The sequence below is a fragment of the Undibacterium sp. GW821-FHT07F11 genome (genome assembly GCF_059418665.1).
The window spans coordinates 15508-40035 of record NZ_JBWKQH010000013.1; the positions used below are offsets into that span (position 1 = coordinate 15508).

At 50.6% G+C, this 24528-nt stretch carries 20 protein-coding genes; 3 read left to right on the plus strand and 17 right to left on the minus strand.

From position 1 onward, the window contains the following. Positions 1-21 precede the first annotated feature (21 nt). Together AC07OI_RS27065 and AC07OI_RS27070 are read left to right on the plus strand one after the other, a co-directional pair. Positions 22-816, plus strand: a complete 795-nt coding sequence (locus AC07OI_RS27065) for an ABC transporter permease (protein WP_495259336.1) — start codon at positions 22-24, stop codon at positions 814-816. Continuing rightward, a complete protein-coding gene (locus AC07OI_RS27070) occupies positions 813-2057 on the plus strand; it encodes an ABC transporter ATP-binding protein (protein ID WP_495259337.1) in 1245 nt (414 codons plus the stop codon). The genes AC07OI_RS27065 and AC07OI_RS27070 overlap by 4 nt, the downstream gene beginning before the upstream one ends. 17 nt (positions 2058-2074) lie before the next feature. Here AC07OI_RS27070 and AC07OI_RS27075 read toward each other — a convergent pair whose 3' ends face one another. From AC07OI_RS27075 to AC07OI_RS27105, 7 genes are all read right to left on the minus strand, one after another. Continuing rightward, positions 2075-3199 carry a glycosyltransferase family 4 protein gene (locus AC07OI_RS27075; RefSeq protein WP_492709322.1) on the minus strand — a complete coding sequence of 375 codons (1125 nt, stop codon included), beginning with the start codon at positions 3197-3199 and terminating at the stop codon, positions 2075-2077. A gap of 12 nt (positions 3200-3211) precedes the next feature. Beyond that, positions 3212-4420, minus strand: a complete 1209-nt coding sequence (locus tag AC07OI_RS27080; protein ID WP_495259338.1) for a glycosyltransferase family 4 protein — start codon at positions 4418-4420, stop codon at positions 3212-3214. Beyond that, positions 4417-5313 carry a GDP-mannose 4,6-dehydratase gene (locus AC07OI_RS27085; protein ID WP_492709348.1) on the minus strand — a complete coding sequence of 299 codons (897 nt, stop codon included), beginning with the start codon at positions 5311-5313 and terminating at the stop codon, positions 4417-4419. The genes AC07OI_RS27080 and AC07OI_RS27085 overlap by 4 nt, the downstream gene beginning before the upstream one ends. An 8-nt stretch (positions 5314-5321) precedes the next feature. Next, positions 5322-6359, minus strand: a complete 1038-nt coding sequence (gene gmd, locus AC07OI_RS27090; RefSeq protein ID WP_495259339.1) for a GDP-mannose 4,6-dehydratase — start codon at positions 6357-6359, stop codon at positions 5322-5324. 256 nt (positions 6360-6615) lie between these two features. Next, on the minus strand, positions 6616-7284 hold the full coding sequence (pyrE, locus tag AC07OI_RS27095; protein ID WP_492709317.1) for an orotate phosphoribosyltransferase: 669 nt from the start codon (positions 7282-7284) through the stop codon (positions 6616-6618). A 73-nt stretch (positions 7285-7357) separates the two neighbouring features. Continuing rightward, entirely contained in the window at positions 7358-10363 is a 3006-nt protein-coding gene (locus tag AC07OI_RS27100; RefSeq protein WP_495259340.1) for a glycosyltransferase, read from the minus strand. 15 nt (positions 10364-10378) lie between these two features. Further along, entirely contained in the window at positions 10379-10663 is a 285-nt protein-coding gene (locus AC07OI_RS27105) for a hypothetical protein (protein ID WP_492709313.1), read from the minus strand. Positions 10664-10802: 139 nt separating this feature from the next. Between AC07OI_RS27105 and AC07OI_RS27110 the strand changes: the two genes are divergently transcribed. After that, positions 10803-11576: an exodeoxyribonuclease III gene (locus AC07OI_RS27110; RefSeq protein ID WP_492709312.1), complete on the plus strand. Its 774-nt coding sequence runs from the start codon at positions 10803-10805 to the stop codon at positions 11574-11576. A 72-nt stretch (positions 11577-11648) separates the two neighbouring features. Here AC07OI_RS27110 and AC07OI_RS27115 read toward each other — a convergent pair whose 3' ends face one another. The 10 genes from AC07OI_RS27115 to gshA form a co-directional block, all read right to left on the minus strand. Continuing rightward, positions 11649-13346 carry a bifunctional metallophosphatase/5'-nucleotidase gene (locus tag AC07OI_RS27115; protein ID WP_495259341.1) on the minus strand — a complete coding sequence of 566 codons (1698 nt, stop codon included), beginning with the start codon at positions 13344-13346 and terminating at the stop codon, positions 11649-11651. Between the two features lie 112 nt (positions 13347-13458). Then, the gene (locus tag AC07OI_RS27120; protein ID WP_492709308.1) at positions 13459-15843 is read right to left on the minus strand and encodes a TonB-dependent receptor; all 2385 of its coding nucleotides are present in this window, start codon (positions 15841-15843) and stop codon (positions 13459-13461) included. Positions 15844-16372: 529 nt separating this feature from the next. Further along, positions 16373-17281: a M48 family metallopeptidase gene (locus AC07OI_RS27125; RefSeq protein ID WP_492709306.1), complete on the minus strand. Its 909-nt coding sequence runs from the start codon at positions 17279-17281 to the stop codon at positions 16373-16375. A gap of 103 nt (positions 17282-17384) precedes the next feature. Further along, positions 17385-17993, minus strand: coding sequence for a methionine biosynthesis protein MetW (gene metW / locus AC07OI_RS27130; RefSeq protein ID WP_492709304.1), 609 nt, complete (start codon positions 17991-17993; stop codon positions 17385-17387). Continuing rightward, on the minus strand, positions 17990-19153 hold the full coding sequence (gene metX / locus AC07OI_RS27135; RefSeq protein WP_492709302.1) for a homoserine O-succinyltransferase MetX: 1164 nt from the start codon (positions 19151-19153) through the stop codon (positions 17990-17992). The genes metW and metX overlap by 4 nt, the downstream gene beginning before the upstream one ends. A 250-nt stretch (positions 19154-19403) precedes the next feature. Beyond that, on the minus strand, positions 19404-21170 hold the full coding sequence (ptsP, locus tag AC07OI_RS27140) for a phosphoenolpyruvate--protein phosphotransferase (RefSeq protein ID WP_492709300.1): 1767 nt from the start codon (positions 21168-21170) through the stop codon (positions 19404-19406). A 282-nt stretch (positions 21171-21452) separates the two neighbouring features. Beyond that, on the minus strand, positions 21453-21722 hold the full coding sequence (locus AC07OI_RS27145) for an HPr family phosphocarrier protein (protein ID WP_423010119.1): 270 nt from the start codon (positions 21720-21722) through the stop codon (positions 21453-21455). Positions 21723-21741: 19 nt separating this feature from the next. Next, positions 21742-22149: a PTS sugar transporter subunit IIA gene (locus AC07OI_RS27150; RefSeq protein WP_422976802.1), complete on the minus strand. Its 408-nt coding sequence runs from the start codon at positions 22147-22149 to the stop codon at positions 21742-21744. Between the two features lie 55 nt (positions 22150-22204). Next, a complete protein-coding gene (gene gshB, locus AC07OI_RS27155; protein ID WP_492709297.1) occupies positions 22205-23149 on the minus strand; it encodes a glutathione synthase in 945 nt (314 codons plus the stop codon). Between the two features lie 32 nt (positions 23150-23181). Beyond that, positions 23182-24480: a glutamate--cysteine ligase gene (gene gshA / locus AC07OI_RS27160; RefSeq protein ID WP_492709295.1), complete on the minus strand. Its 1299-nt coding sequence runs from the start codon at positions 24478-24480 to the stop codon at positions 23182-23184. Positions 24481-24528 lie beyond the last annotated feature (48 nt).

Here is a 24528-nt window from a genome sequence, read left to right on the forward strand (position 1 = left end):
CCTGCTAAGGAAAACCAAGCTTTGAAAGCTGTACTTATCTCATTGTGGCACTACCGCCACTTTATCCTGTCGTCCATCAAGGCCGAGTTTGCCGGGCGCTTTGCGCGCAGCAAACTGGGTGCCCTGTGGATGATTTTAAATCCTCTGGCACAAGCTACCATCTTCGCTATCGTCTTGTCTGAAGTGCTGGTCACCAAGATACCAAATATCGAAAACAAGTCGGCCTATGCGATTTATCTGATGGCTGGTATGGCAGCCTGGGGTTTGTTTGCAGAAATCATGACACGCTGTACCACGGTGTTTATTGACTATTCAAACACGCTGAAAAAAATCTCTTTCCCCAGACTCTGCCTGCCTGTGATCGTTGGTGGCAGCGCCCTCATCAACCACTTGTTATTGCTGGCAGCGATAGCAGTCGTGTTTTTATTCTTTGGCCACATGCCGACAGCAGCATGGCTGGTACTGCCGCTGGGCATGCTGCTGATCATCCTGTTTGCCTTTGGCCTGGGCATCATACTAGGGCTGCTGAATGTATTTTCACGCGACGTTGGTCAGGTCATGGGCATCGTCCTGCAACTGTGGTTCTGGTTCACGCCTGTGGTCTATCTGATGGACAATATGCCCAAGCGTTTTATCGCAGTATTGAATCTGAACCCGATGACACCACTGGTCAAGATCTACCAGAATGCGCTGTTATACGGTGTTGTGCCGAACATGGCAGATTTGCTGGTTCCTGTGCTGATTTCATCCGGCATGTTTATATTTTCATTCTGGATTTTCCGCCGTGCCAGCGCAGATCTGGTGGATGCATTATGAGTCAAATTGTATTGAGTGTCTCTGGCGTTGGAAAATGCTATTCGAAATTCAGCGGCCTGTTGTCACGCCTGATGTACTGGGCTGGCCTGCCAGTAAAACCTGCGTATGAATACTGGGCCAACCGCGATATCAGTTTCAATGTGCCTGCGGGCCAGGCAGTAGCCATCATAGGCCAGAACGGCGCAGGTAAAAGCACGCTGCTGAAAATGATTACCGGTACGGTACGGCCAACAACTGGCAGTATCGCCGTCAGCGGCCGCATCAGCGCGATGCTGGAACTGGGACTGGGTTTTAACCCTGAATTTTCTGGTAGGCAAAATGCCTATATGGCGGGCGGTCTGATGGGTCTCAGTGGTGAGCAGCTGGACCAGCTCATGCCAGGCATAGAAAGCTTTGCTGAAATTGGCGCCTTTTTTGATCAGCCCTTGCGCGTGTATTCCAGCGGCATGCAGGCACGCCTGGCTTTTGCTGTTGCCACTGCAGTGCGCCCGGATGTACTCATCGTTGATGAAATCCTGTCGGTGGGTGACAGCTATTTCCAGCACCGCAGTTTCGACCGTATACGTCAGTTCAAGGAACAGGGCACTTCCATCATTCTGGTCACGCATGGCATGGGTGATGTGCGTAGCCTGTGTGATCACGTCATCCTGATCGATAAGGGTTGCGTACTCAAGCAAGGTGCGGCAGATGAAGTGGTCGATTATTACAATGCGATGATTGCCCGCAAGGAAAACGAAAATTTCTCCGTTGAGCAGAACCGCAATGAACAAGGCTGGCTGCAAACACGTTCAGGCACAGGCATGGCGACTGTCAGCAAGCTCACCTTGCGCGACCAGGACAGTGATCAGGTACTGGCCGCGGCCCACGTAGGGCAAAAGGTCAAACTGGTGGCTGAAGTGCAATTGCGTGCCGACATCCCGGAACTGGTGCTGGGGCTGATGTTACGTGACAAGCAAGGCAGCGTCATCTGGGGCAGCAATACATGGTATTCGCAACAGGTGCAAAATGATTTGCGCCAGGGTGATACGCTGGAATTTGTCCTGCCCTTTGAATGTCCTTTGGGACCAGGTTCTTACTCTGTCACCACTGCACTGACCAAGGCAAAAACCCATCTCGATGAAAACTATGAGTGGTCAGATAATCTGCTGGTGTTTGATGTCATCAATGTGGATCACACTGAGTTCATCGGCAGCAACTGGCTGCGTGGGGAGTTTGAAATCAGGAAATTGACGGTAAGCTAGGCAAACTTACTTGTGCCTTATTTGTGCTTATGCTCATCTATGACTTGCTGGTAAAGGCGGGCATAATTGCTCGCCATTTTATCGGCGGTGAATAAATCCAGATAACGCTGACGCGCATTGATACCCATTTGTGCCGCCTCTTGCGGATGTGCCAGCAAATATTCCATGGCCTGCCTGAAAGCTGCCGGATCACTCGGTGGTACTACCATGCCAGTCTGACCGGCGACATTGATATAAGTCGTACCGGTGCCGATTTCGCTCGAAATCATGGGCTTGCCATACATCGCCCCTTCCAGCAATGAAATGCCAAAAGCTTCCGAACGCAGGTGTGAAGGAAATGCCAGCGCATAACACAGCGTTAGCAAGGCGACCTTGTCAGGTTCAGGCAAGGCACCAAGGAAATGCACGTTCTTCAGTTGCAGGCTTTCTGCCTGGCGCTTGAGTTCGATTTCTTCTGGCCCGTCACCAACGATGACGATAGGGATATCCGTCCCCGCCGCCGCTTCCAGCAGGATATGCAGGCCCTTGTAGTAACGCAACATGCCGACGAACAGGAAAAAGTTTTCACCTACCCTGGTACGCCATTTCGCCAGCAGCTCCGCTGAGGGGACTGGGTAAATACTATTGTCCAGACCATAGGTGATCACCTCGGTCTTGTCTTTATACAGTTCCAGCGTCGGGCTGGTGGCCAGATAATTGGGCGAGGTCGCCACAATGCGGTCTACATCGCGCAAGAACTGGTGTTTGAGCGGCGAATACAGTTTCAGTAAATATTTTTGCCTGACGATGTCCGAGTGGTAAGTGACGACACTGGGTTTTTTGATACGCCCCAGGAAATGAGCGATATCCATGAAAGGCCAGGGAAAGTGATAGTGAATCACATCCGCCTGTTTGGCCAGTTCAACAAAACGCGACAACGCCGACCAGGAGAAACCGGTTGAAGCAATTTCAAAATTCAAATGGGCGCGATGTACCTTGTGTCCTTCAAATTCTATCAGCGGGCGGTCCGCATCGCGTGTCAGGGTCAGTACTTCATTTTCCACACCCAGACGTGTTGTACCCACCGCCATCTGGCGTATGACTTGTTCAACGCCACCGAAGGTGTCGGGGTAATAGGTGCGGTAGAAGTGCAGGACTTTCACTGGGCGCTATCCTTAACCGGCTCTAACCGTATTGACCGTCTTGACCATCTGATAGGCAGCCACGGTGTTACGCACACAGGCATCCCAGGTCAGCTCGGCAGCACGCTGCAAACCGCGTGTTTTGGCGATGCTGCGCCATTCTTCATCCTCCAGCGCCTGGCGCAAGCCATCGCGTATGGAATTAACATCCGCCGGGTCTACCAGCATGGCGGCACCAGCGGCTACTTCTGGCATGGAAGAACAATTCGAAGTCAGCACAGGCACACCACTGGCCATGGCTTCGGCGATAGGCAAACCAAAACCTTCATACCAGGATGGATAGGTAAACAAGCGGCAACCGGCATACAGGATGGGTAGCAATTGCTGGTCAACGAAACCCAGGTATTTGATCCAGCCTTCACGCTGGCCTTTTTCTATCTCGTCATGAATGGCTTCGCTTTGCCAGCCCTCGCCACCCACCAGTACCAACGGCCAGCGCTGACGCAGGCTATCTGGCAAGGCACGGTAAGCTGCCAGCAAATGCAGCAGGTTCTTACGGGGTTCTATGGTCGAGACGAAAAAACTATAACCATCCGGTTGCAAGCCAAATTCATGCAAGACTGGCGCTGTTTCTTCTGCAGTATATGGGTGGAAAACTTCATCGACACCCAGCAAAACGGCGCGCACCTGATCAGGGCCCAGACTGAATTCCTGCATCACTTCGTCTCGCGTCGCCATGGAGTCTGTCAACACCAGGCTGGCCCGCTGGATTGCTTCAGGAATAGCAATGCGCATGCGGTCTATCCTGGCCTTGGGATGCCATTGCGGATACCGGTAAACCGATAAATCATGCACCGTCACCACACTGGGCAAACGGGTTTTGGGTACGAAATAATTAGGGCCGTGAAAAATCCCGTCTGGCACACTGTTCAATTGGCGTCCAGCAAGGATGGGCAGTAACTTGCCATACAAGCGCGCCACCATGGGTAGCTGCCCCAACTGGCGGCGTATGCGGCTTTTGTAACTGGTTCTGGCTGGTGCCGTGACTACTGGCCCTGTTACTGTTGCATCAGTATTTGCTGGCTGATCTATGCGTGGCAAATCGCGCCAGAAACCATCTGACAAATAACGTACAGATTCTATCTCTGTCTGCAAAGGCAGGCGTGTGGCAAGTTCCCATGCGTATCTGCCTATGCCAGCCAGTGGTGGGTGTATGGCTTCTATAGACAGGACGACATTCATGCTGCGTCCTTGTGCTGCAGCATCCAGGCCAGCGTATCGCGCAAGGCGATGGCAGGCAATTCACCTATGCATGCCTGCAAACGCTGACCATTTCCCATGAGTTTATGTACCTCATTGGCACGCACAAATGCAGGGTTCACATGTACCTTGATTTCGTAACCAGCAAGTTCGCTGGCCATTTGCAATACAGAGCGCAAAGTATGGGCCGTGCCGGAACAGATATTGAAAGTCTGTCCTGCAGGTGCCTGCTCCAGCAAGCGGGCATATGCCTTGGCAACCGTGCGTACATCAGAAAAATCCCTGGCGACGTCCAAATTGCCGAGTTCTATATCACTAGCCTGACGGCGGTAATGGTTGATGATTTTAGGCAGCAGGAAATTTTCTGTCTGGCCAACACCGGTGTAATTGAAGGGACGGGTCACAATGATGGGCAATTTATCCATCCATAAACGCGCCACATGCTCCATCGCCAGTTTGCTGACGCCATAATCATTGGCAGGCTGAGCAGGTTCACTCTCTGCGATGACTTCTGTACGGGTATTGCCATAGATATTAGCGCTGCTGGCGACCAGCACGGCTTTTGGCTTTTTATCCAGGCTGGCCAGTGCTTCCAGCAAATTACGGGTACCGACCACATTGACGCGATAAATTTCTGCAGCATCGCCATGGGCAACAAATGAAATGGCGGCAAGATGGGCAACCACATCTGGCTGGATTTCTGCTACCAGTTCAGCCAGGCGCTGCTTGTCACCCAGATCGACGGCAAAATTGTCTTGCCCAGGTGCTTCTGCTCCGTGGGTAGTACCAAAAACCCGGTAACCAGCCTCTTTCAGTTCTTGCGCCAGATAACGACCTGTAAATCCCTTAATACCTGTTATCAGGGCGCGCGGCATCGCAGACATCAGAACGACGCGCCGTTCTGATTACGGCGCAAATCCGCTTCTACCATCATCTGGCACAATTCTTCCAGCGTGGTTTTCGGTTCCCAGCCCAGCACTTTTTTGGCTTTGGCAGGGTCGCCGATGAGCAATTCAACTTCGGCAGGACGATAGAATTTTGGATTGACACGCACCAGCACTTTGCCGCTTTTTGCGCACGTAGCTGTTTCGTGTTCGCCTTCGCCTGACCATTGCAACTGTATGTCTGCTGCCTTGAAAGCCATGGTGACAAAATCACGCACAGTTTCGGTACGGTTGGTCGCCAATACAAAAGTATCTGGCTTGTCGGCTTGCAGCATGCGCCACATGCCTTCTACATATTCCTTGGCATAACCCCAGTCGCGCTTGGCGTCCATATTGCCGAGTTCCAGCACGTCGAGTTTGCCGAGCTTGATCTTGGCGACAGAATCAGTAATTTTACGCGTCACAAATTCGCGGCCACGCAGCGGAGATTCATGATTGAACAAGATACCGCTACAGCCAAAGATACCATACGATTCGCGGTAATTGATGGTCATCCAGTGCGCATACAACTTGGCTACGCCATACGGGCTGCGAGGATAAAACGGTGTTGATTCAATTTGTGGCACGGCTTGCACCTTGCCAAACATTTCGGACGTCGAAGCCTGATAGAAACGGATTTCAGTATTAACGATACGAATTGCTTCAAGCAGATTCAAGGCACCGATACCGGTAATTTCTGTCGTAGTCAGTGGCTGTTCAAACGACACGCCAACAAAACTTTGTGCTGCCAGGTTATAGACTTCGGTAACGCCTGTAGTTTGCAGCAGACGTATGCTGGCCGATAAATCGGTGAGATCATATTCAACCAGGTGCAAGGCAGGATGAGTAGCAATACCCAACTCTTCTATGCGCCAAAAATTGACTGAACTGGTACGGCGATACGTGCCATAAACGGTATAGCCTTTTTCCAACAGCAATTGAGCCAGATAGGCTCCGTCCTGACCAGTAATACCAGTGATTAACGCTTTTTTACTCATTCAAGAAAACCTCTTCGCCATGGCGAACATTCAAAATTCTTCGTTCAAAATTCTTTTTGCTAACCAGATAATGGACCGCTAGTTTGAATCCATCTGTGACAGTGATCACAATTTATCCACAGTTGCACAGTATACAATGAGTGTTCGCCGCACTGCGGAAAATTAATGCAAGCGCATGTAAGTGCTACTACTTAGAGCTCATTCAAACCGGATAAACGTCAACTATCTGGAATTATTTCTATATTATCAATACCAATCAGTCCAGCGCGCCATAACGCTTGCGGTAAGCGGCGACTGCCTCTTTATATTGAGACAACTGCACATCACCGCCAGCAACCGACAGATAATCAAATAAATCATTCAGGTTGGCGATAGAAACGACCGGCATGTCATACGCCTGACCGACTTCTTGCGCGGCAGAATGGGCAGACAGGGCATCATCCTTGCCGGAACGTTCCATACGGTCCAGGGCGATCAGCACTGCGCTTGGGGTAGCGCCAGCGTTACGGATCAAGTCCACCGATTCACGCACCGATGTGCCTGCAGAAATAACGTCATCAATGATGACGACCTTGCCTGCCAGTTTGGCACCGACAATGCTGCCGCCTTCGCCATGATCCTTGGCTTCTTTGCGGTTATACGCAAACGGTACGTTCCTGCCCATGCGCGCCAGTGCCACTGCGGTGGCTGATGCCAGGGTAATGCCCTTATAGGCAGGACCAAACAGCATGTCAAATTCCAGGCCAGAATCCAGCAAGGTACGTGCATAGAAATCGGCGATTCTGCCGAGATTGGCACCATCATTAAACAAACCGGCGTTAAAAAAATAAGGTGAGGTGCGACCGGCTTTGGTGACGAATTCGCCAAAGCGTATCACTCCAGCCTCGACTGAAAACTGTATAAAATCTTGTCTCAAAGTACTCAAAATAACCTCAATTCCTTTAATTTGTGCCGTTTTCTTTACCAGACCACAGCATAACATGCGTCCTTGTCAGGATTTAGTCTGTTTCAGGCGGTAAAACCAGTAAAAATTCCGTCATCAGCGCCTTAGACACTGACAAATCCACCATATTTACCTGCATTTGAGTGGAAATGGCGTTACAAGTGACACCAAGTTGCTGTAATTGCATGGTCTGCATTTGCAAATCTTTACATCCGGATAAATCCAGATACAAATCTCCCGCGCGGATGGCGACAAAATCGTCTGCTGGCGGCAAGCCGGGCAAGTCCAGTTGCTTGAAAGTCCAGTCTCTGGCGTAACGATAATCGGGGCCTGCATACCAAACCGGCTCAAAGCGCAAATCCTGGCGCTTGAGCACCAAACTTTCCAATACCGCTTTCAAACCTGCGGGAATGATGTCCTGCGACTGGCACCACGCACTGACATCCAGCATCACCATGCATTTGCCGGGGCGAGGCGTGCAATTGGCCAGATGGCGCGCCAGTTCGCGTAAATCATCGTTTGCTACTTCTGCCTGCAAGTGTGGATGTTGCGGCGACACGGGCGAGATGTCAGCAATGGCGGCCAGGCTGCGGTGCATGCGCGCGGCTGGTTCTGTCAGTGCAAATTCTTCTATCGCTTCGGCATACATACGTGCGGCCAGTGCAGGTGCATGATGTTCTTGCACAAACTGCCTTGCCCTTTGCCCCAAAGCCTTGCGAAGCGCGGTGTCATCATGTAGCTGGCTGATGCTTAGCAATAATTCAGCTTGGGTAAAATTGTCTGGCATTGCCTGCACAGCATTTTCCGGTAGTTCTGCCATGGCGCCGTTACGGTTCAAAATCACAGGCAAACCATAAGCCATGCATTCAAGGACAGCAGCCGAGGTTTCGCCACGTGAGAGCGTGCGCAATTGAACAGCACCATCGGCAGCCTGCATGTATAAGGCAAATTCTTCTGCAGTTGTAAAACCGGTGATGCGCACACGCTCGCAATTGGCGATACGCTCTTGCAACTGCGCGCCATATTCACCCGGATCATTCTTGCCAACAAACACCAGATGGCAACGTTCGTTCTTGCCAAGTGACGATTCCAGCCAGGTATCCAGCAAAGCATGATTGAGCTTGGTCGGCCCCAGCATACCAAAGCTGCACAATACAAAATCATGCTCGTCCAGCCCCAGCTTGTTGCGTGCGAGGTGTCTGTCAGATGCAGCAGGAATACGTCTCAACAAGGGCACTTGCTGCCAATGACAGGCTGGCCAGCCTTTGATCCAGGTGCGCGCCAGTTCTTGCGCATAGGCCGAATGTACTATCACACCTTCGGCACGTTCAAGTATGCCGCTACTGCAAGGATATTTGCCCATCACTGCCGTGTAATCAGGCGCATTGCGTCTTTCCAACAAAGCTGCATAGCCATGTGAGAGATACATATGCTGCGCCCATATACCAGGCCTGGATGAACTCATCTCAAGATTGGCGAGCGAGTCACTCAAGAAATAATCATGCAAAACCACGATGCCAGGGCAGCTGGCAAACAGCGGATACATATAAGCATGCACGGCAGAATTGCCAAAATGATAGACGACACGGTCAAAGCTGGCAGCATGCTCAATAAACCACTGGCTATCATGTATGGCGAAATTGGCTGTCAGCCACGGGGCATCTATCTGGCTTTGTTCTGCAATCAGGGTGATGTCGTAATAATCGGCCAGCTCAGGCAACAAATCTGCGCTGTAGTTGGCAATGCCGGAAGCCACAGGTGGCAAAGGTGAAATATACGCCAGCCTTGGTTTGACAGATGGCAGGCACACATGGACTTTGGCAGCAGCCACTTGCTGTAAGTGGGTATGGCTGACTTCAATCGCATGCAGCGCTTTTTTGGCTGACGCATCCCAGGAAAATTTCTTGCATTGTTTCAAGCCGTGTTCGCGCAAATAGGCAGCAAATTCTGGCTGCTCCAGTACCTGCAGCATTTTTGCTGTGATGGCCCGTGTATCTCGAGGGTCAAACAAGGCATCGGGACATTCCAGCACTTCAGGCAAACTGCTGGTGTTGGCCGCAATCACCGGAGCACCACAACACATGGCTTCCAGCGCAGGCAGGCCAAAGCCCTCATGCCATGACGGGAAAACGAATAATTTGCAATCCTGATACAGCAATGGCAAATCTTCATCCGGTACAAAGCCGGTCAGTATGATTTCATCCTCTGCCAGTTCCAGTTGCGTGACCAGTGCAGCTATACGTTCGCGGTCTGCTTTTTGCACGCTGCAAACGATGGCCAGTTGGTGTTGCTGACGCACTGCAAGTGGCAAACCAGCGTAAGCCTGGATCAAGCCATCGATATTCTTGCGTATATCAATACCGCCGGTGTACATCACCATATCGCGGGTGACGCCATAGCGCTGACGCAATGCCTGCATGGTCTCATCGCTGCAGCTACGCAACTGGAAATGCTCATCCACGGCAGAAGAAATATTGACGACGCGATCTGGCGACAACTGCAGCAAATCCATGCCCTCCTGTCTCGATGAGTCAGAGATGGCCAGCAATAAATCCGCGCGTTTCAAACTGGCGAGTTTGCGGTAATACCAGGCTCTTTGTGCAGGGTCGTTCAAATACTGTTTGTCGTACATCAGGGGGATCAAGTCATACAGCGTCACCGCCGTGGGCAAATGTTCACCCGATATGGCAACGCTGGACACTGCATCATCGCCCGACCCTTCAAACAGGCTGGTGACATGGACAAAATCAGGGCGCAGGGTAGCCAGTGCCTGTTCTCTCAGTAATTCTGCCGCACGGCTGCGCCAATAGTTTTGTGGCACCAGTTCTGCCACCGGGCCGGGTGCGCCCCAGGTGACAATGCGCTCTTGCGGCACCATGCCGGCAAAGGTGTCACGCAGGGGCTGTATGGTGTCAGGGAACAAATTGCTCAGTAACAGCCAGATTTCATGCTGGCCTGCATTGCGTACCATGGCTTTGGCCAGCGCCAGTGAATAACGGCCTATGCCACGGTGGCGGCTACCAGTGGATTGACAGGCTTGTAGATCGATAATGATGCGCATGGTGGGAGGTCTGTTTTACTTTTGTCGGCTACGGCTAAGGCTGCGGTGCATGCGGCTCTGGAGTTCATTCAAAATTCGCTGGCCTTCGTCATTGAGCCGGTCGGGCATGACTTCGACCGCTTCAGCCTTGACTGTTTTGGCGGGCATGAGTTTTTTGAGCAAAACCTTGATATCACGCAGCAACTTGGGCAAACCGCCGCTCTTCAATAATTCCACCGAATAACGCAAAGGCGCAGTCAGTTTCCAGGAAGAACTGGCATATACCGCCTTGAGTTCAGCACGCAATTGTTCTTCATTCATGATGGCGCAAAGGGATAGCTACCCAGAGGGAAAAGTAGGCAAGTATAAACCATCTGTTTGCTTATTCCTCCCAAGTACACGTATTGCTGCGCTATCTGGTATGCTTTCTATCTCATTTTTTAAGTCACTACCTACCAGCATGACTAAAATCATCTCCGCCAATCTGAATGGCATACGTTCCGCCGCCAAAAAAGGCTTTTTTGAGTGGATGCAAAAGGAAAACCCTGACGTGGTCTGCGTGCAGGAGCTGAAAGCCCAGGAAGCGGACATGACGCCAGACTTCCTGAACCCGCACGAATATCATGGTCATTTTCACTATGCCGAGAAAAAAGGCTATTCCGGCGTTGGCGTCTATAGCAAAAAAGAACCGGACGCCGTCGTTATCGGCTTTGGCAGCCCGGAATTCGATGCCGAAGGCCGTTATGTACGCTGTGATTTTGGCAAGCTGTCGGTGATATCCGTGTATTGCCCTTCCGGCTCATCGTCTCCTGAGCGGCAGGAAGCCAAGTTCCGTTTCATGGAATTGTTTTACCCGCATCTGCAACAACTGATCGCCGAAGGCAGGGAAATCATCATCTGCGGGGACTGGAATATCGCCCACAAAGAAATTGATTTGAAAAACTGGAAGAGCAATCAAAAGAATTCCGGCTTTTTGCCTGAAGAGCGTGCCTGGATGACGCGCCTGTTTGATGAGCAAGGCTGGCTGGACGTCTACCGTCATTTGCATCCTGAAACGACGGGAGATGCCTATACTTGGTGGAGCAACCGTGGCCAGGCCTGGGCAAATAATGTGGGATGGCGTATTGACTACCATGTCGCCACCAGCGGCATAGGTAAAAAAGCGCATACGGCCTCGATATACAAGGAAGCACGCTTCTCTGATCATGCACCGTTAATCATAGAATACAAATAAGCTCTGAGCCCGTAATGAGAAATGCCCGTCAATTTGCCTGACGGGCATTTGTACTTCTGGAATATTGGCAGCTTAACCTGGCAAGCGTTTTACACGGTCACGTTTAACCTCAGTCAATTTACTACCCTGCTCACGCACATACGACTCAAAGGCTTCCAGGTCACGGCCTATCAACTCTTTGTCTTTTGCTTGCTTGAGAACGGCAAAGCCGTCACCGCCATCTGCGATGAAACTGTTTACCACCACACTGTATTGCTGGTTCAGGTCAAGCGGCTTGCCTTTGATTTTGACATCTTTTACGCGCTCACTGATCCCGGCACGCGGGTCATAGTTGTAGCTAAGCGTGTGAGATACAAACAGTTTTTTAGGATCATTGACTTCACGTCCCAGCCATTGCTGCTGCAGCAAGGTCAGGATTTGTGCACCTGTGAGCTTCATGCGCACCAGGTTATTGCCAAACGGCTGCACCGCATATAAATCACCATAGGACACTGCCACTGGACCAGTTGCCTTGCCAGAAGGCAGGTCACTGCGTATGCCACCGGCATTCATGAAGGCGACATCAGCACCACCCGCATGATGCCCATGATGGAGCTGCGAGTCAGCGATGATATTGCCCAGGCTACTGTCAAACACACCTGCTTCGCTATTGCGCGATAAAGGCGCACTCAAGTTGACGATAGGACGCTGGCGCAAACCTGCCGTTTGTGCTGCCACCTGATCCACTAGCTGCTTTGCAGCCTGATCGGGCTGCAGCGCTTGCTGGTCAATCAGATGATTGACGGCGACTGCATTGACCACCTGATTGGTCTTGCGGTCTATCGTCAGGGTTGATTCTGTCAGGAAGGAGCCGTAGCTGCGTCCCTGCACCACCAACCTGCCGTCTATCTTGCAGGTATAGCCCTGGTGCGAATGACCAGAAACAATCAGGCTGACGGCCTTGTCGAGTTTTTTGCTGATCTCGATGATCGGGCCTTGCAAACCTTCACAACGGTAACTGGGATCAGTCTCTGGACCTTTGTAGATCGCGCCTTCATGTATCAACACGACGATGGCAGCGACGCCCTGCTTTTGCAGTGCAGGCACATAGCGGTTAATCGCCGTCGCTTCATCTTCAAAACTGAGATGCTTGACCGCATCACCTGCCACCAGATTGGGTACATCGGATGTCACCGCACCGATAAAACCTACCTTGACGTCGCCGACCTGGCGTATCACATATGGTGTCAGCCACGGTTTGTCACTGCCCAGTTCATGGATATTGGCACCGAGATAGGAAAAGCGTGCGCCCTTGAAGTCAGCATAAGCACAACCGGTTGCCGGACATTCACCCTTGATTTTGCGCATCAGGTCGGCAGTGCCATTGTCAAATTCATGGTTACCGACTGCAGTCACTGACAAATCCAGGCGGTTCAGTGCTTCGATGACAGGCTCATCTTTCATCAGGGCCGAACCCATGGGCGAAGCACCAATCAAGTCACCCGCACCGACAAATATGCTGGCACCTACAGCCTGGCGGCGTTCTTTTAGCTTGGTAGTCAAGTAGGCATAACCACCTGCCGGTACCGAGATTTTCGCGCCAGGTCGTGCTGGGTCAATTTTTGTGGCGACATAGGGCACAGGTTGATCTGCCTGCAAATTGCCATGAAAATCATTGATACTGAAAATCGTTATATCGGTTGTTGCTGATTTTTCCGCTTTGTCAGTACTGGCACAGGCGGCAAGCAATATCGCAGCGATAGATATGCTGATTAATTTCAACTTTTGCATAAGAGATATATTCTTGCGTTAAAAAGAATAAGGCCTGCAACAAGTGTTCTTGTTGCAGGCCTGAATCAAGTCTGCGTGGTGAGTTTTGGATTCACCACGTTATGCCTTCAGATTAGAAATCTGCGGACAAGGTGACCGATGTAAAGCGTGGTGCACCCAGGTAGTAGAACACACCTTTTGCAGCAGCGCCAGGATAGGCAGTTGCATTGGTGATGTTGAAACTGGATGGGTTACGGTATTTCTCGTTCGTGATATTGCTGACACTCAGACGTACCGTTGGTTTTTTGAACCAGCTGGTGTTCGGGAACTGATAACCAGCATCAAAGCCCAACAAGGTGTAACCAGGAACGAATTCATCATTCGTCATAGTTGCAAATTGACCGCCTGTGTATTTCATTTTCAGACGTGTATACCAAACGGCTGTTTCATACTGTGCGCTCAGACCGGCTTTCCATTCTGGTGTCAAAGTCATTGCCTTGCCAGCTGTAGGAATATAAACGCCTTTTGCTACCAGCAGGTCATCTTTGATTTCGCTCTTCGCGTAACCGACGGAACCATAGAAAGACCAGCCGTTCACTGGTGTGTTACCCAGTTCAACTTCAAAGCCTTTGGTTTTTACCTTACCAACATTGGTTACCGAGCTTTGGTTAGCAACAGGATCAAAAGCGGTGGCCTGACGATCAGTAAAGTCTACTGTGTAAACTGTTGCCTGAGCAGTCAACTTGTCGCTTTGCAGACGATAGCCCAAGTCGAAGTTGTATGAAGTTTCTGGTGGTACTTCTACAAAGCCAACGCTACCATCTGCATTGATTTTCGCGTTATTTGTCGTTGCATAAACAAAGTTTGGCGGTACTTTCATGTTACGTGCCAAGCTGGCAAATATCTGATTATTGTTATCAATCTGGTAGCGTGCACCCAATTGCGGCAAAGGCTTGGTATAGGTCCGTTCCAGTTTGTAAGTCGTACCAGAATTCGTGCCTTCATTCGCGTAGTTGGTGAAATCACGTTTCATGGTCGGTACACGCAAACCGATATTGATAGTCAGTTTGTCATTCAACAGACTGATCGTATCTTGCAAAGAGAACTGGTAAGCAGTACTGATAGTTCTCCAGTCACGGCTTTGGTAAGGCGTGCCATCAGGACGAGTGATACGGCCTTCTTTCAGCCAGATGTCAGCTGCGTTACCGTTAGCATCAACAGCGACCATAGGACCGAACTGTTCATGTGTTGCACGTTCATACCAGACACCAGCCAGGATTTGGTGATTATTGATAGTGTGAACAACGGAAGCACTCACACCAGGACGGTTGGTACGTGTCACACTACTGTTGGCAACAATGACGCGATCCAGCGTATCGCCGTCGCCGTTCAGGTCGACAGTAGCAGTCAATTTGCCAGTTGTTGGATTCAGGAATGCATTTTCAGCTTGCAGACGTTGTTGCACACCACCTGTACCGTAGCCATACCAGTAGTAAGGAACAACTTTGACATCGGTATTTTCATTAATACGGAATTTGCCAGTCACAGAGAAAATCGCGTTTTCAAACGGGTTTTTTGTCAACTGATAGAAAGTGTCGGCATTTGCCTGGCTAGGATCATTATCTGCCTTGCCCTTGGTTGGCGTCACATGACCAATGAACTTGGTCGAATAGTCATAGTAGTAACCATTTTTTGCCAGATCAGCCAGGTTGAATGTACTGATGTTCTGGTTGATTGCACGGTTATACAACAATACGGCATTGATGGAATTGAACTTGTCGAAATCGATACGGTAACCAGCATCTATGTGGTTACGGTCAGCACCGCCTTCGCCTTTCCATTTGTCAGCTTGCGCATGGGAAGCAGAGATAAAGAAACGGGAACGACCATCAGCCCACAGGCCTGTGTCGTAACGCAAGAAAGTCTTGGACAGTTTCAAACCACCCAGAGTTTGCATGACGCGGAAACGTTTTTCTTTGGTCGGATCGCAAGTCGTGATACCGAAGTTACCGCCGGTTGCACCGATTTGCGGGGAATCAACGTCTGTCGAACCCTGGGTCACAAATTGGGTACAGGTATTTTCCTGATCCACGAATTCTTGTGGGAACACAGAGAAGCTACCAGAGTCATTGACTGGTACGCCATTGATCGTGGCACCAATCTGGTCACTGTTAAAACCGCGCAGTGTCAAACCACCACCAAACAAACCGGTTGCGTCGTAGTTATAGCTGTTAACCGCAGGCATCAGTTCCAGCGCTTCATAGGCATTGCCTGTAGGACGCTGCTTGGCCAGTTCTTCTGCAGTGATGGTACTACGTGCTTTTGGTGCATTTTCTTGAACCATCAAGCCCATACCGACTTTTTTGCCGGTGATGGTGACGCGATTTGCGTCAGGCTGCTCATTGGATTCTGTCTGCTGCGCGTAGGCAGAGGACATGCTCAGGCATACCAGTTGGCATGCGACTGCAACCATCGACAAACGCGATGGAAATGCGGACGATTTGTTTGATTGTTTCATTGAAGCTCCCGAATCATTTTACAAATGGAAATAAAAATTAGTGCAAAACCCCGTTTATCATCTCAAGCCACCGCAACTGCCTGATGACATCCCCTTCACCGCTCGTTCTATTGCCAAATTTTTTGGCTTTTTTTTGTAACTGGTTGTAATTCCACAACAAACACCTGCGATGACATGTCACATTAGAAATATTCTCGGCCTATAGCACCGCGCAAACGATTGCTTTTTTTGAAAATTGAAAATTTTCAACGACGCAAACGATTGCTATTTCTAAACAAAAAACAGACGGACCTTTTTACGGTGCGTCTATCTCCTAGTGACATCTTTAAACTTGAGCAATTCGCCGGGGCAAATGTCTGTCGATCAGATATTTTGATATGTGAAAATAGTCTATCACATAAAATTTTGAACTTGCAGAGTGTCCCATCCAATTATTAAAGGATGATGACAAAGTGGTTTTAGCGGCAAGATTTTGTCACAATTGTGCGACAAATTGCCATTTAGATACTATTTTTTATTTGAAAAATACTTACTTTCCCGAATATACGACGGGAGCAATGCCTTTGACATTGGTTTGGTAAGGTGGCAAGGCGCTGATACTTACCCCTTTGGCATGCGCATATAAAGGCATGACCTCAGGGAAGTGGTTGCGGATTTCTGCGATACGGGTAGTACCAGCTGGGTGAGTTGACAACCATTGTGGCGGAGCCCCTTTGCTAACCATACCCATTTTTTGCCAAAGAGCAACGCCAGCGCGCGGATCATAGCCAGCCCTGGCAGCGATATCGAGACCGACAATATCTGCCTCAGTCTCGTCACCGCGGGAAAAAGCCAGCATGCCAAACTTGGCAACCCCACCAGCTACGCCGCCTGCCAGATTGGGGTCATAACCCTTCGCGCCAGCCCACAGTTCGGCCAGTTTAATACCCACATTCGCAACCGCTGCCTTGCCAGCACGTTCGGCACCATGCTCACGCAATGCATGGGCAATTTCATGGCCCATGACGATGGCGACTTCATCGTCGGTCAGTTTCAAAGTATCAAGGATGCCGGAATAAAAGGCTATCTTCCCGCCTGGCATGCAATACGCATTGACCTGCTTGGAACCGATGAGATTGACTTCCCATTTCCATTGCCTGGCACGCTCATTCCATTTCAGCGCATACGGTATCAATTTGTCAGCAATCGCACGCAAACGGATGACCTGCGGATGGTTAGCTGGTCCCAAAGCACGTTTTTGTTCTGCGACCTGCATGGTCTGCGCATACTGCGCCGCAGCCTGGCTTTCCAGCGCACCGGTCGGGGCCAGTTTTCGCAAGACCGACATTTCACCGACCTTGACACCATCTTGCTGTCCATTGTTTTGAGCACTGGCAACAGCAGTAACAGCAAACAGGCTGGAAAATACAAGGGCAAAGTGGCTGAGTTTCATGTTCATGCGAAAACCTTGGGAGCTGGATGTTCAATCCATTAAATGGTAGCAGTAGCGACCATTTAAAGGTGTGAATCTTTCAAAATTCTGAATTTAATAAAATAAAAAATCATCCCAGTTTTTTACGCAAGCGGAAAACCGCCAGACTACCGCGTAAATTTGGCAACCAGGTGACAGGACGTCCTTCATGCAAGGCAACACATTCCAGCACTTCCAAACCAACTTCTGTGGCCAAATCGGAGAAATCCAGTATCGTCGCGCAGCGCACATTTGGGGTGTCATACCATTCGTATGGCAGGGATTTTGACACCGGCATCTTGCCGCGCAATAAGGCAGTGCGGTGCGGCCAGTAACCAAAATTAGGGAAAGAAACTATGGCTTCCCGTCCCACTCTGGCGATGTCACGCAACAGCGGCTCTACATGCTTCATCATTTGCAGCGAGGACAGGCACATGACAGTATCAAAGGCATTGTCTTCAAACATGCCTAGACCATTTTCCATGTCCTGCTGTATGACGTTGACGCCGCGACCGGCGCATGCGAGTACCTTGTCATCAGCGATTTCTATGCCATAACCACTGCACTGCTTGTCGCTTTGCAGATAATCCAGCATGACGCCATCACCACAACCAACATCAAGCACTTGTGCCTGCGGCTTGATCCAGTGGGCGATGAAGGCCAGATCGGGGCGCAAGACGTTTAATTCAGAAAAATTCATGCTGCTACTCCCAACAATTCGGCCTGCAATTCTGCATCTATGCGCTGGTAATAGGCAGCCACCAAATTCAGGTAACGCGAGTCATCCAGCAAGAAGGCATCGTGGCCATGTGGCGCATCGATTTCTGCGTAACTGACGGTGCGTTTATTGCTGACCAGGGCCTTGACAATTTCACGGCTACGTTCAGGTGAAAAACGCCAGTCAGTCGTGAAAGAGGCGAGCAGGAACTTGGCCTTGGTTTGCGACAGTGCCTTGGCCAGGTCACCACCGGTATGACGCGCAGGGTCAAAATAATCGAGTGCCTTGGTGATCAGCAAATAGGTATTGGCATCGAAATAATCTGAGAACTTGTCGCCCTGATAGCGCAGGTAGGATTCGATTTCAAAATCCACACCAAAGCCAAACTGATAGTCGCCCCCTTTCAGGTCTCGGCCAAATTTTTCTGCCATGTCGTCATCTGACAAATAGGTAATATGTCCTATCATGCGTGCCACCCTTAAGCCGCGACGCGGTACTACACCATGGGCATAAAAATCACCACCATGAAAATCGGGATCAGTCAAAATCGCCTGCCGTGCAACATCATTGAAAGCAATATTCTGGGCTGACAATTTGGGGGTAGACGCCACCACCACGCAATGACGCAGGCGATCAGGATACAAGATGCTCCAGGCCAGTGCCTGCATGCCACCAAGCGAGCCGCCCATGACAGCAGCGAATTGTTTGATGCCCATGCGATCCGCCAGTCTTGCTTGTGCATTGACCCAGTCTTCCACCGTCACGACAGGGAAATCCGCCCCATACGGTTTGCCCGTAGCAGGATTGGTATGCATGGGGCCGGTAGAACCAAAACAGGAGCCCAGGTTATTAACACCGATAACAAAGAAGCGGTTGGTATCGACAGGCTTGCCCGGCCCCACCATATTGTCCCACCAGCCTACATTCTTTGGCTGGTCGGCATACACGCCAGCCACATGGTGGGATGCATTCAGGGCATGGCAAATCAGGACTGCATTGGACTTGTCAGCATTCAGGTTGCCATAGGTTTCCACCATCAGGGTGTAACCAGCAATTGAGGTGCCGTTTTGCAAAGCCAAAGGCTCATCGAATTGAAACGCTTGTGGCGTGACGATTCCAACTGATCCAGGTGAGGATGACATACACTCTTCCATCGGGACTTAACCCGTTATCAAAAAACTCAGGAAGGCTAAAAGGTGGGCTGAATGTGAGGAGGGGAAAGCTGCATTCAAGCTCGCTTTAGCCGTATTTATCATTCGGGATATTTTCCGAAACGCGCCCGCAAGCTGATTTTCAAATCGGCGCAATAGGAGAAGGATAAACCATGTCGGGCACCGAGGTCAAACCCCAAGCACCAGAGCATGGCATTTTAGTGCAGTGTCCGCAGTGTCGCTAATGCAAAGTGGGCAACTGAGCACCCATGGCCGCCAATGTTTCCCTGATGGTTGCAGAATCATAGCTACGCAAGATTTTTTTTACATGGCCTTGCAAGGCATCAAGGCGAGTATTCAAAATCTCTTGCTTAATTTCCGGCAACAGCGCTGCCGGCATCGACAATTCGCGGAAACCCATGCCAGCCAGCAAGCGTGTCAGGCGAATATCCCCTGCCATGCCACCGCAGATAGAGACCGGTATGCCTGCCCTGTCACCCGCCGTAATGATCATTTGCAAGAGTTGCAAAATAGCCGGATGCAAATCATCGTACAAGTGTGCGACTTCATGATCTGCCCTGTCAATTGCCAATGTGTACTGAATCAAGTCATTGGTGCCGACTGACAGGAAATCGAGCTTTTTGACAAACATGGGCAGCGACAAGGCCGCCGCCGGAATTTCTATCATGGCACCGATGGCAATCTCTGCATCGAACTCCTTGCCTTCCTTGCGCAATTCAGTCTTTGCCTGTTCTATCATGGCCAGGCTTTGGTCAATTTCAAAACCGTGTGCCATCATCGGTATCAATATCTTGACCTTGCCAAAAGCCGAGGCACGCAGGATGGCGCGCAGTTGCGTCAAAAATAATTGTGGCTCAGCCAGGCAATAGCGTATGGCCCGCAAACCCAGCGCCGGATTGAGGATATTGTGTTCTGTCGTATCCAGCGGTTTGTCAGCCCCCACATCCAGGGTGCGTATCGTCACTGGCCTTCCCTTCATGGCTTGCACGGCAGTGCGATAGGCTTCGAACTGCTCTTCTTCGGTTGGCAGCTTGTGTTGCTGGCCACTGCTTTCCATGAACAGGAATTCTGAACGGAACAAACCCACCCCGCTGGCACCTGCCTCCAGTGCATGGGCGGCATCTTGTGGCAATTCTATATTTGCCAGCAAGGTGATCTCGACACCATCCTGGGTAATTGCCGGTGTCTTCTTGAGCTTGTGGAGTTTTTTCCTGGCCTTGGCCAGTATGGCCTGGCGTTCGCGATATTGTTCGAGCACCAGAGTACTGGGCGCGACGATGACCACGCCGGCATCGCTGTCGATGATGAGCCAGTCGTCCTGCTCTATCAGGCGTGACGCATTTCCCATGCCGACCACGGCAGGTATACCCAGGCTGCGCGAAACGATGGCGGTGTGCGAATTATGTCCGCCCTCATCAGTGACAAAACCAGTGAAGGCGACATCGCGGAATTGCATCATGTCTGCTGGTGAAATGTCTCTGGCAACCACGATCATATTGGCATTGCGTTCATCAATCCCATCAGAGCGTATCGCGCTGCCAGCGGTACCGGTCAATACCTTGAGTACGCGCTCTGCCACCTGCTGGATATCAGCCTTGCGCTCACGCAGGTAATCATCTTCGATTTCATCGAACTGGGCTGATAATTCATCGATCTGGCTGACCAGTGCCCATTCTGCATTGTAGTGACGGGTACGGATAATATCGAGCGGCGCTTCAGAGATCATGGGGTCGGACAAAATCAGTACATGAACGTCGATGAAGGCACCAAGTTCGGTTGGCGCATCTACCGGCAAATCCGACCAGATGGCCTGTAATTCCTTATGTACCTGGGCGATAGCCAATTGCAGTCTTTGCACTTCGGCTTCGACCTGCTCTTGTCCTACCAGATAATGTTGTACATCCAGTGCCGCCGGGCGCAGCAAGTGAGCTCGCCCGATTGCTATACCGCGTGAAACGGGGATGCCTTGCAGTGTAAAAGATGCCATGCTGTGTCCCCCAAAATACTTTATCTTCGGGCAGCCGTGATTTTGCTGCCCTGTCTTATTTCTAGTGTAATGATGTAACGCTAAGCATAAGACTTCATGCACCATTTATTGCATGATATTTTGCTGATTCAATCAAAGAAGGACAAGGTAAACGAATAGAGTCAAAACGACAATGAGAAATATGTTGCGATATGTTGCCATTTGTTTCGCTGGCAAATTGTACTTACAACGCGCTTATAAAAGCATCATCACAAATGATTACTATTGCCGATCAATTTCCGTTTATTCACCCTCACCAAACTTGTCGTTGATCAACGCATGAATGGCTTCAAAACAGGCTTGCTCATCCGCACCATCAGTTTCTAATAAAACTTTACTGCCCTTACCTGCTGCCAGCATCATCACGCCCATGATGGACTTGCCATTCACACGACGACTATTGCGGGTCAGCCATACTTCAGCCTTGAATTTGCTGGCAGTTTGCGTAAACTTTGCTGATGCACGTGCATGCAAACCCAGTTTGTTGACGATCTCAATTTCCTGTTGAATCATGCTTCGGTTTCTTTCTCAATTAGTTGGGTGACAAACGCACGCGATTGTCCAGACGTATGGCACCATTCTGGCCACCAGCCAGCGCCATTTCCACCACGACATCGAGTACATCACTACGATAAGTTATCGCCCGCAACAACATGGGCAGGCTGATGCCGGCAATAATCGCAACCCGGTCCGGGTCACCCAATTGCCTGCAACAATTCGACGGCGTACCACCCATGACATCGGTGATCACCAGCACGCCGGAACCATCGTCCAGACGCAGCACGGCTTCACGCGCTAGGCGGTTGACCTCATCAATATTCTGGTCGGCAATCACGTCTATCGCTTCAAAGCGTTCGGGCATGCCACGGAAAACATGGGCCGCAGCCTGCATAAAAGCAGTCCCCAGAGGTGCATGCGTCATTAAAAGTATGCCAACCATCGTTCTTTAACTCTCTTGTGATGGCCGGCACTCGCCCGCCATCCTTCATTTATATTTAAGCTGCAACTGCCGTTTCAAGGGCATCAATAAACATGCCAGCAACATTGAAGCCTTTTTGCTGGGTAATTTCCTGGAAACAGGTAGGGCTGGTCACATTAACCTCAGTCAAATTAGCCCCAATTACATCTAATCCTACCAGCAACAGGCCTCTTTGATAAAGTTCAGGTGCCAAAGTCTGCGCAATCTCAAGATCGCTGGCAGACAATTCCTGCGCCACACCCAAACCGCCTGCCGCCAGGTTACCCCTGACCTCACCATTTTGCGGGATACGCGCCAAGGCAAATGGCACAACCTTGCCACCGATCAGCAATATCCTTTTGTCACCATGGACAATTTCAGGGATATAGCGCTGCACCATGATGGTACGACTGCCATTCACCGTCAAAGTCTCAATGACAGAGCCCAGGTTCATACCGTCTTCACGGATACGGAAGATGCCAGTACCGCCCATGCCATCCAGAGGTTTGAGGATGATATCCTGATGTTCTTTATGGAAAGCACGGATACGCTGCTCATCCCGTGTCACCAGTGTAGGCGCAGTGAACTGGCTGAACTGGGCAATGCTGAGTTTTTCATTATGATTGCGGATGGCTGCCGGTTTATTGAACACCCGTGCACCCTGCTGCTCTGCCAGTTCCAGCAAATAAGTCGCGTAGATATATTCCATATCAAATGGCGGATCCTTGCGCTGCAGGATGGCATCAAAAGCACTCAGGGCAAGTGACTCAGGTTCAGACAACCTGAACCAGTCCTGGCTATCACCGGTCAGGGTAATGCGGCTGATATTGGCTATCACCTTGCCGCTTTCCAACGCCATATCATCCGGCCCAAATGCGTAGATCTCATGACCACGCTTGTCTGCCTCTACCATCATGGCGTAAGTGGAATCTTTATACGTCTTGAAGTGCGACAGCGGATCGGTCAGGAAAGCGATTTTCATGAATGTGCTCAATATTCTTGGCTAAATAGTAATCAATAAACCTCAGGATTTGGATCTGTCTTTTCCAGCTCCAGTGATGCCGCCAGCAAAGCCAGGCGCGCCACTACACCATACATGTAAAAACGATTTGGTGCTGCCGTACCCGGTTTTGCCTTCATGTCCGGCACTGCATGTTGCTGGGCAAAGGCCAGCGGCACGAAATGCATGCCGGGTGCATTGAGGTTTTCATCAACACCACGGTCTTCATGCACGCGGTAAAAACCGCCGACCACATAGCGGTCTATCATGTAGACCACAGGTTCAGCCACGGATTCATTGATTTGCTCAAAGGTGTAGACACCTTCCTGCACAATGACATCCCTGACTTCCATGCCATCCTTGACGACCGACATCTTGTTGCGTTGCTTGCGATTGAGATCACGCACTTCGCTGGAGTCATGCACAGTCATGATGCCCATGCCATAGGTACCTGCATCGGCCTTGACGATAACGAAAGGTTTTTCCTTGATGCCGTATTCCTTGTATTTTTTGCGTATCTTGGCGAGTATGGTATCCACTGTCGCCACCAGCGCATCTTCGCCACTGCGGTCATGGAAATTAACATCCTTGCACTTGGCAAAGTAAGGGTTCAACATCCATGGGTCTATATCAACCATTTTGGCGAATTTCTTGACCACTTCATCATAGGCGTGGAAATGATTGCTCTTGCGGCGCAAAGCCCAGCCAGCATGCAGGGGTGGCAGCAAGGTTTGCTCATTGATGTCTTCCAGAATAGCCGGTATGCCTGCCGATAAGTCATTGTTCAGCAAAATCGTGCATGGGTCGAAGTTTTTCAGGCCCAGACGGCGGCCATTGGCAGAGCGCTCCAGCGGTTCCAGTATCAGCTGGCTGCCATCCGGCAAATCGATAGGCGTCGGTTCTGTGATATCTGCTGACAGCGACCCCAGACGCACATTCAGACCGGTCTGGCGGAAAATCTGCATCATGCGCGCAATGTTTTGCAAATAAAACACATTGCGGGTATGGCTCTCAGGGATGACCAACAGGTTTTTGGCATCAGGGCAATATTTTTCTATCGCCGCCATCGCCGCCTGCACTGCCAGCGGCAACATTTCTGATGCCAGATTATTAAAACCGCCAGGGAATAAATTGGTGTCGACAGGGGCCAGCTTGAAACCGGCATTGCGCAAATCGACAGAGCAATAAAATGGCGGAGTGTGCTCCTGCCACTCAAGACGGAACCAGCGTTCTATCGCAGGTGTCGCTTCGAGTATCTTTTTTTCAAGATCGAGCAGGGGGCCGTTGAGAGCGGTGACGAGATGCGGAACCATAATGACCTTTTGGAGAGCAAGCTGTTGCCAAAAATGAACGCCGACCTC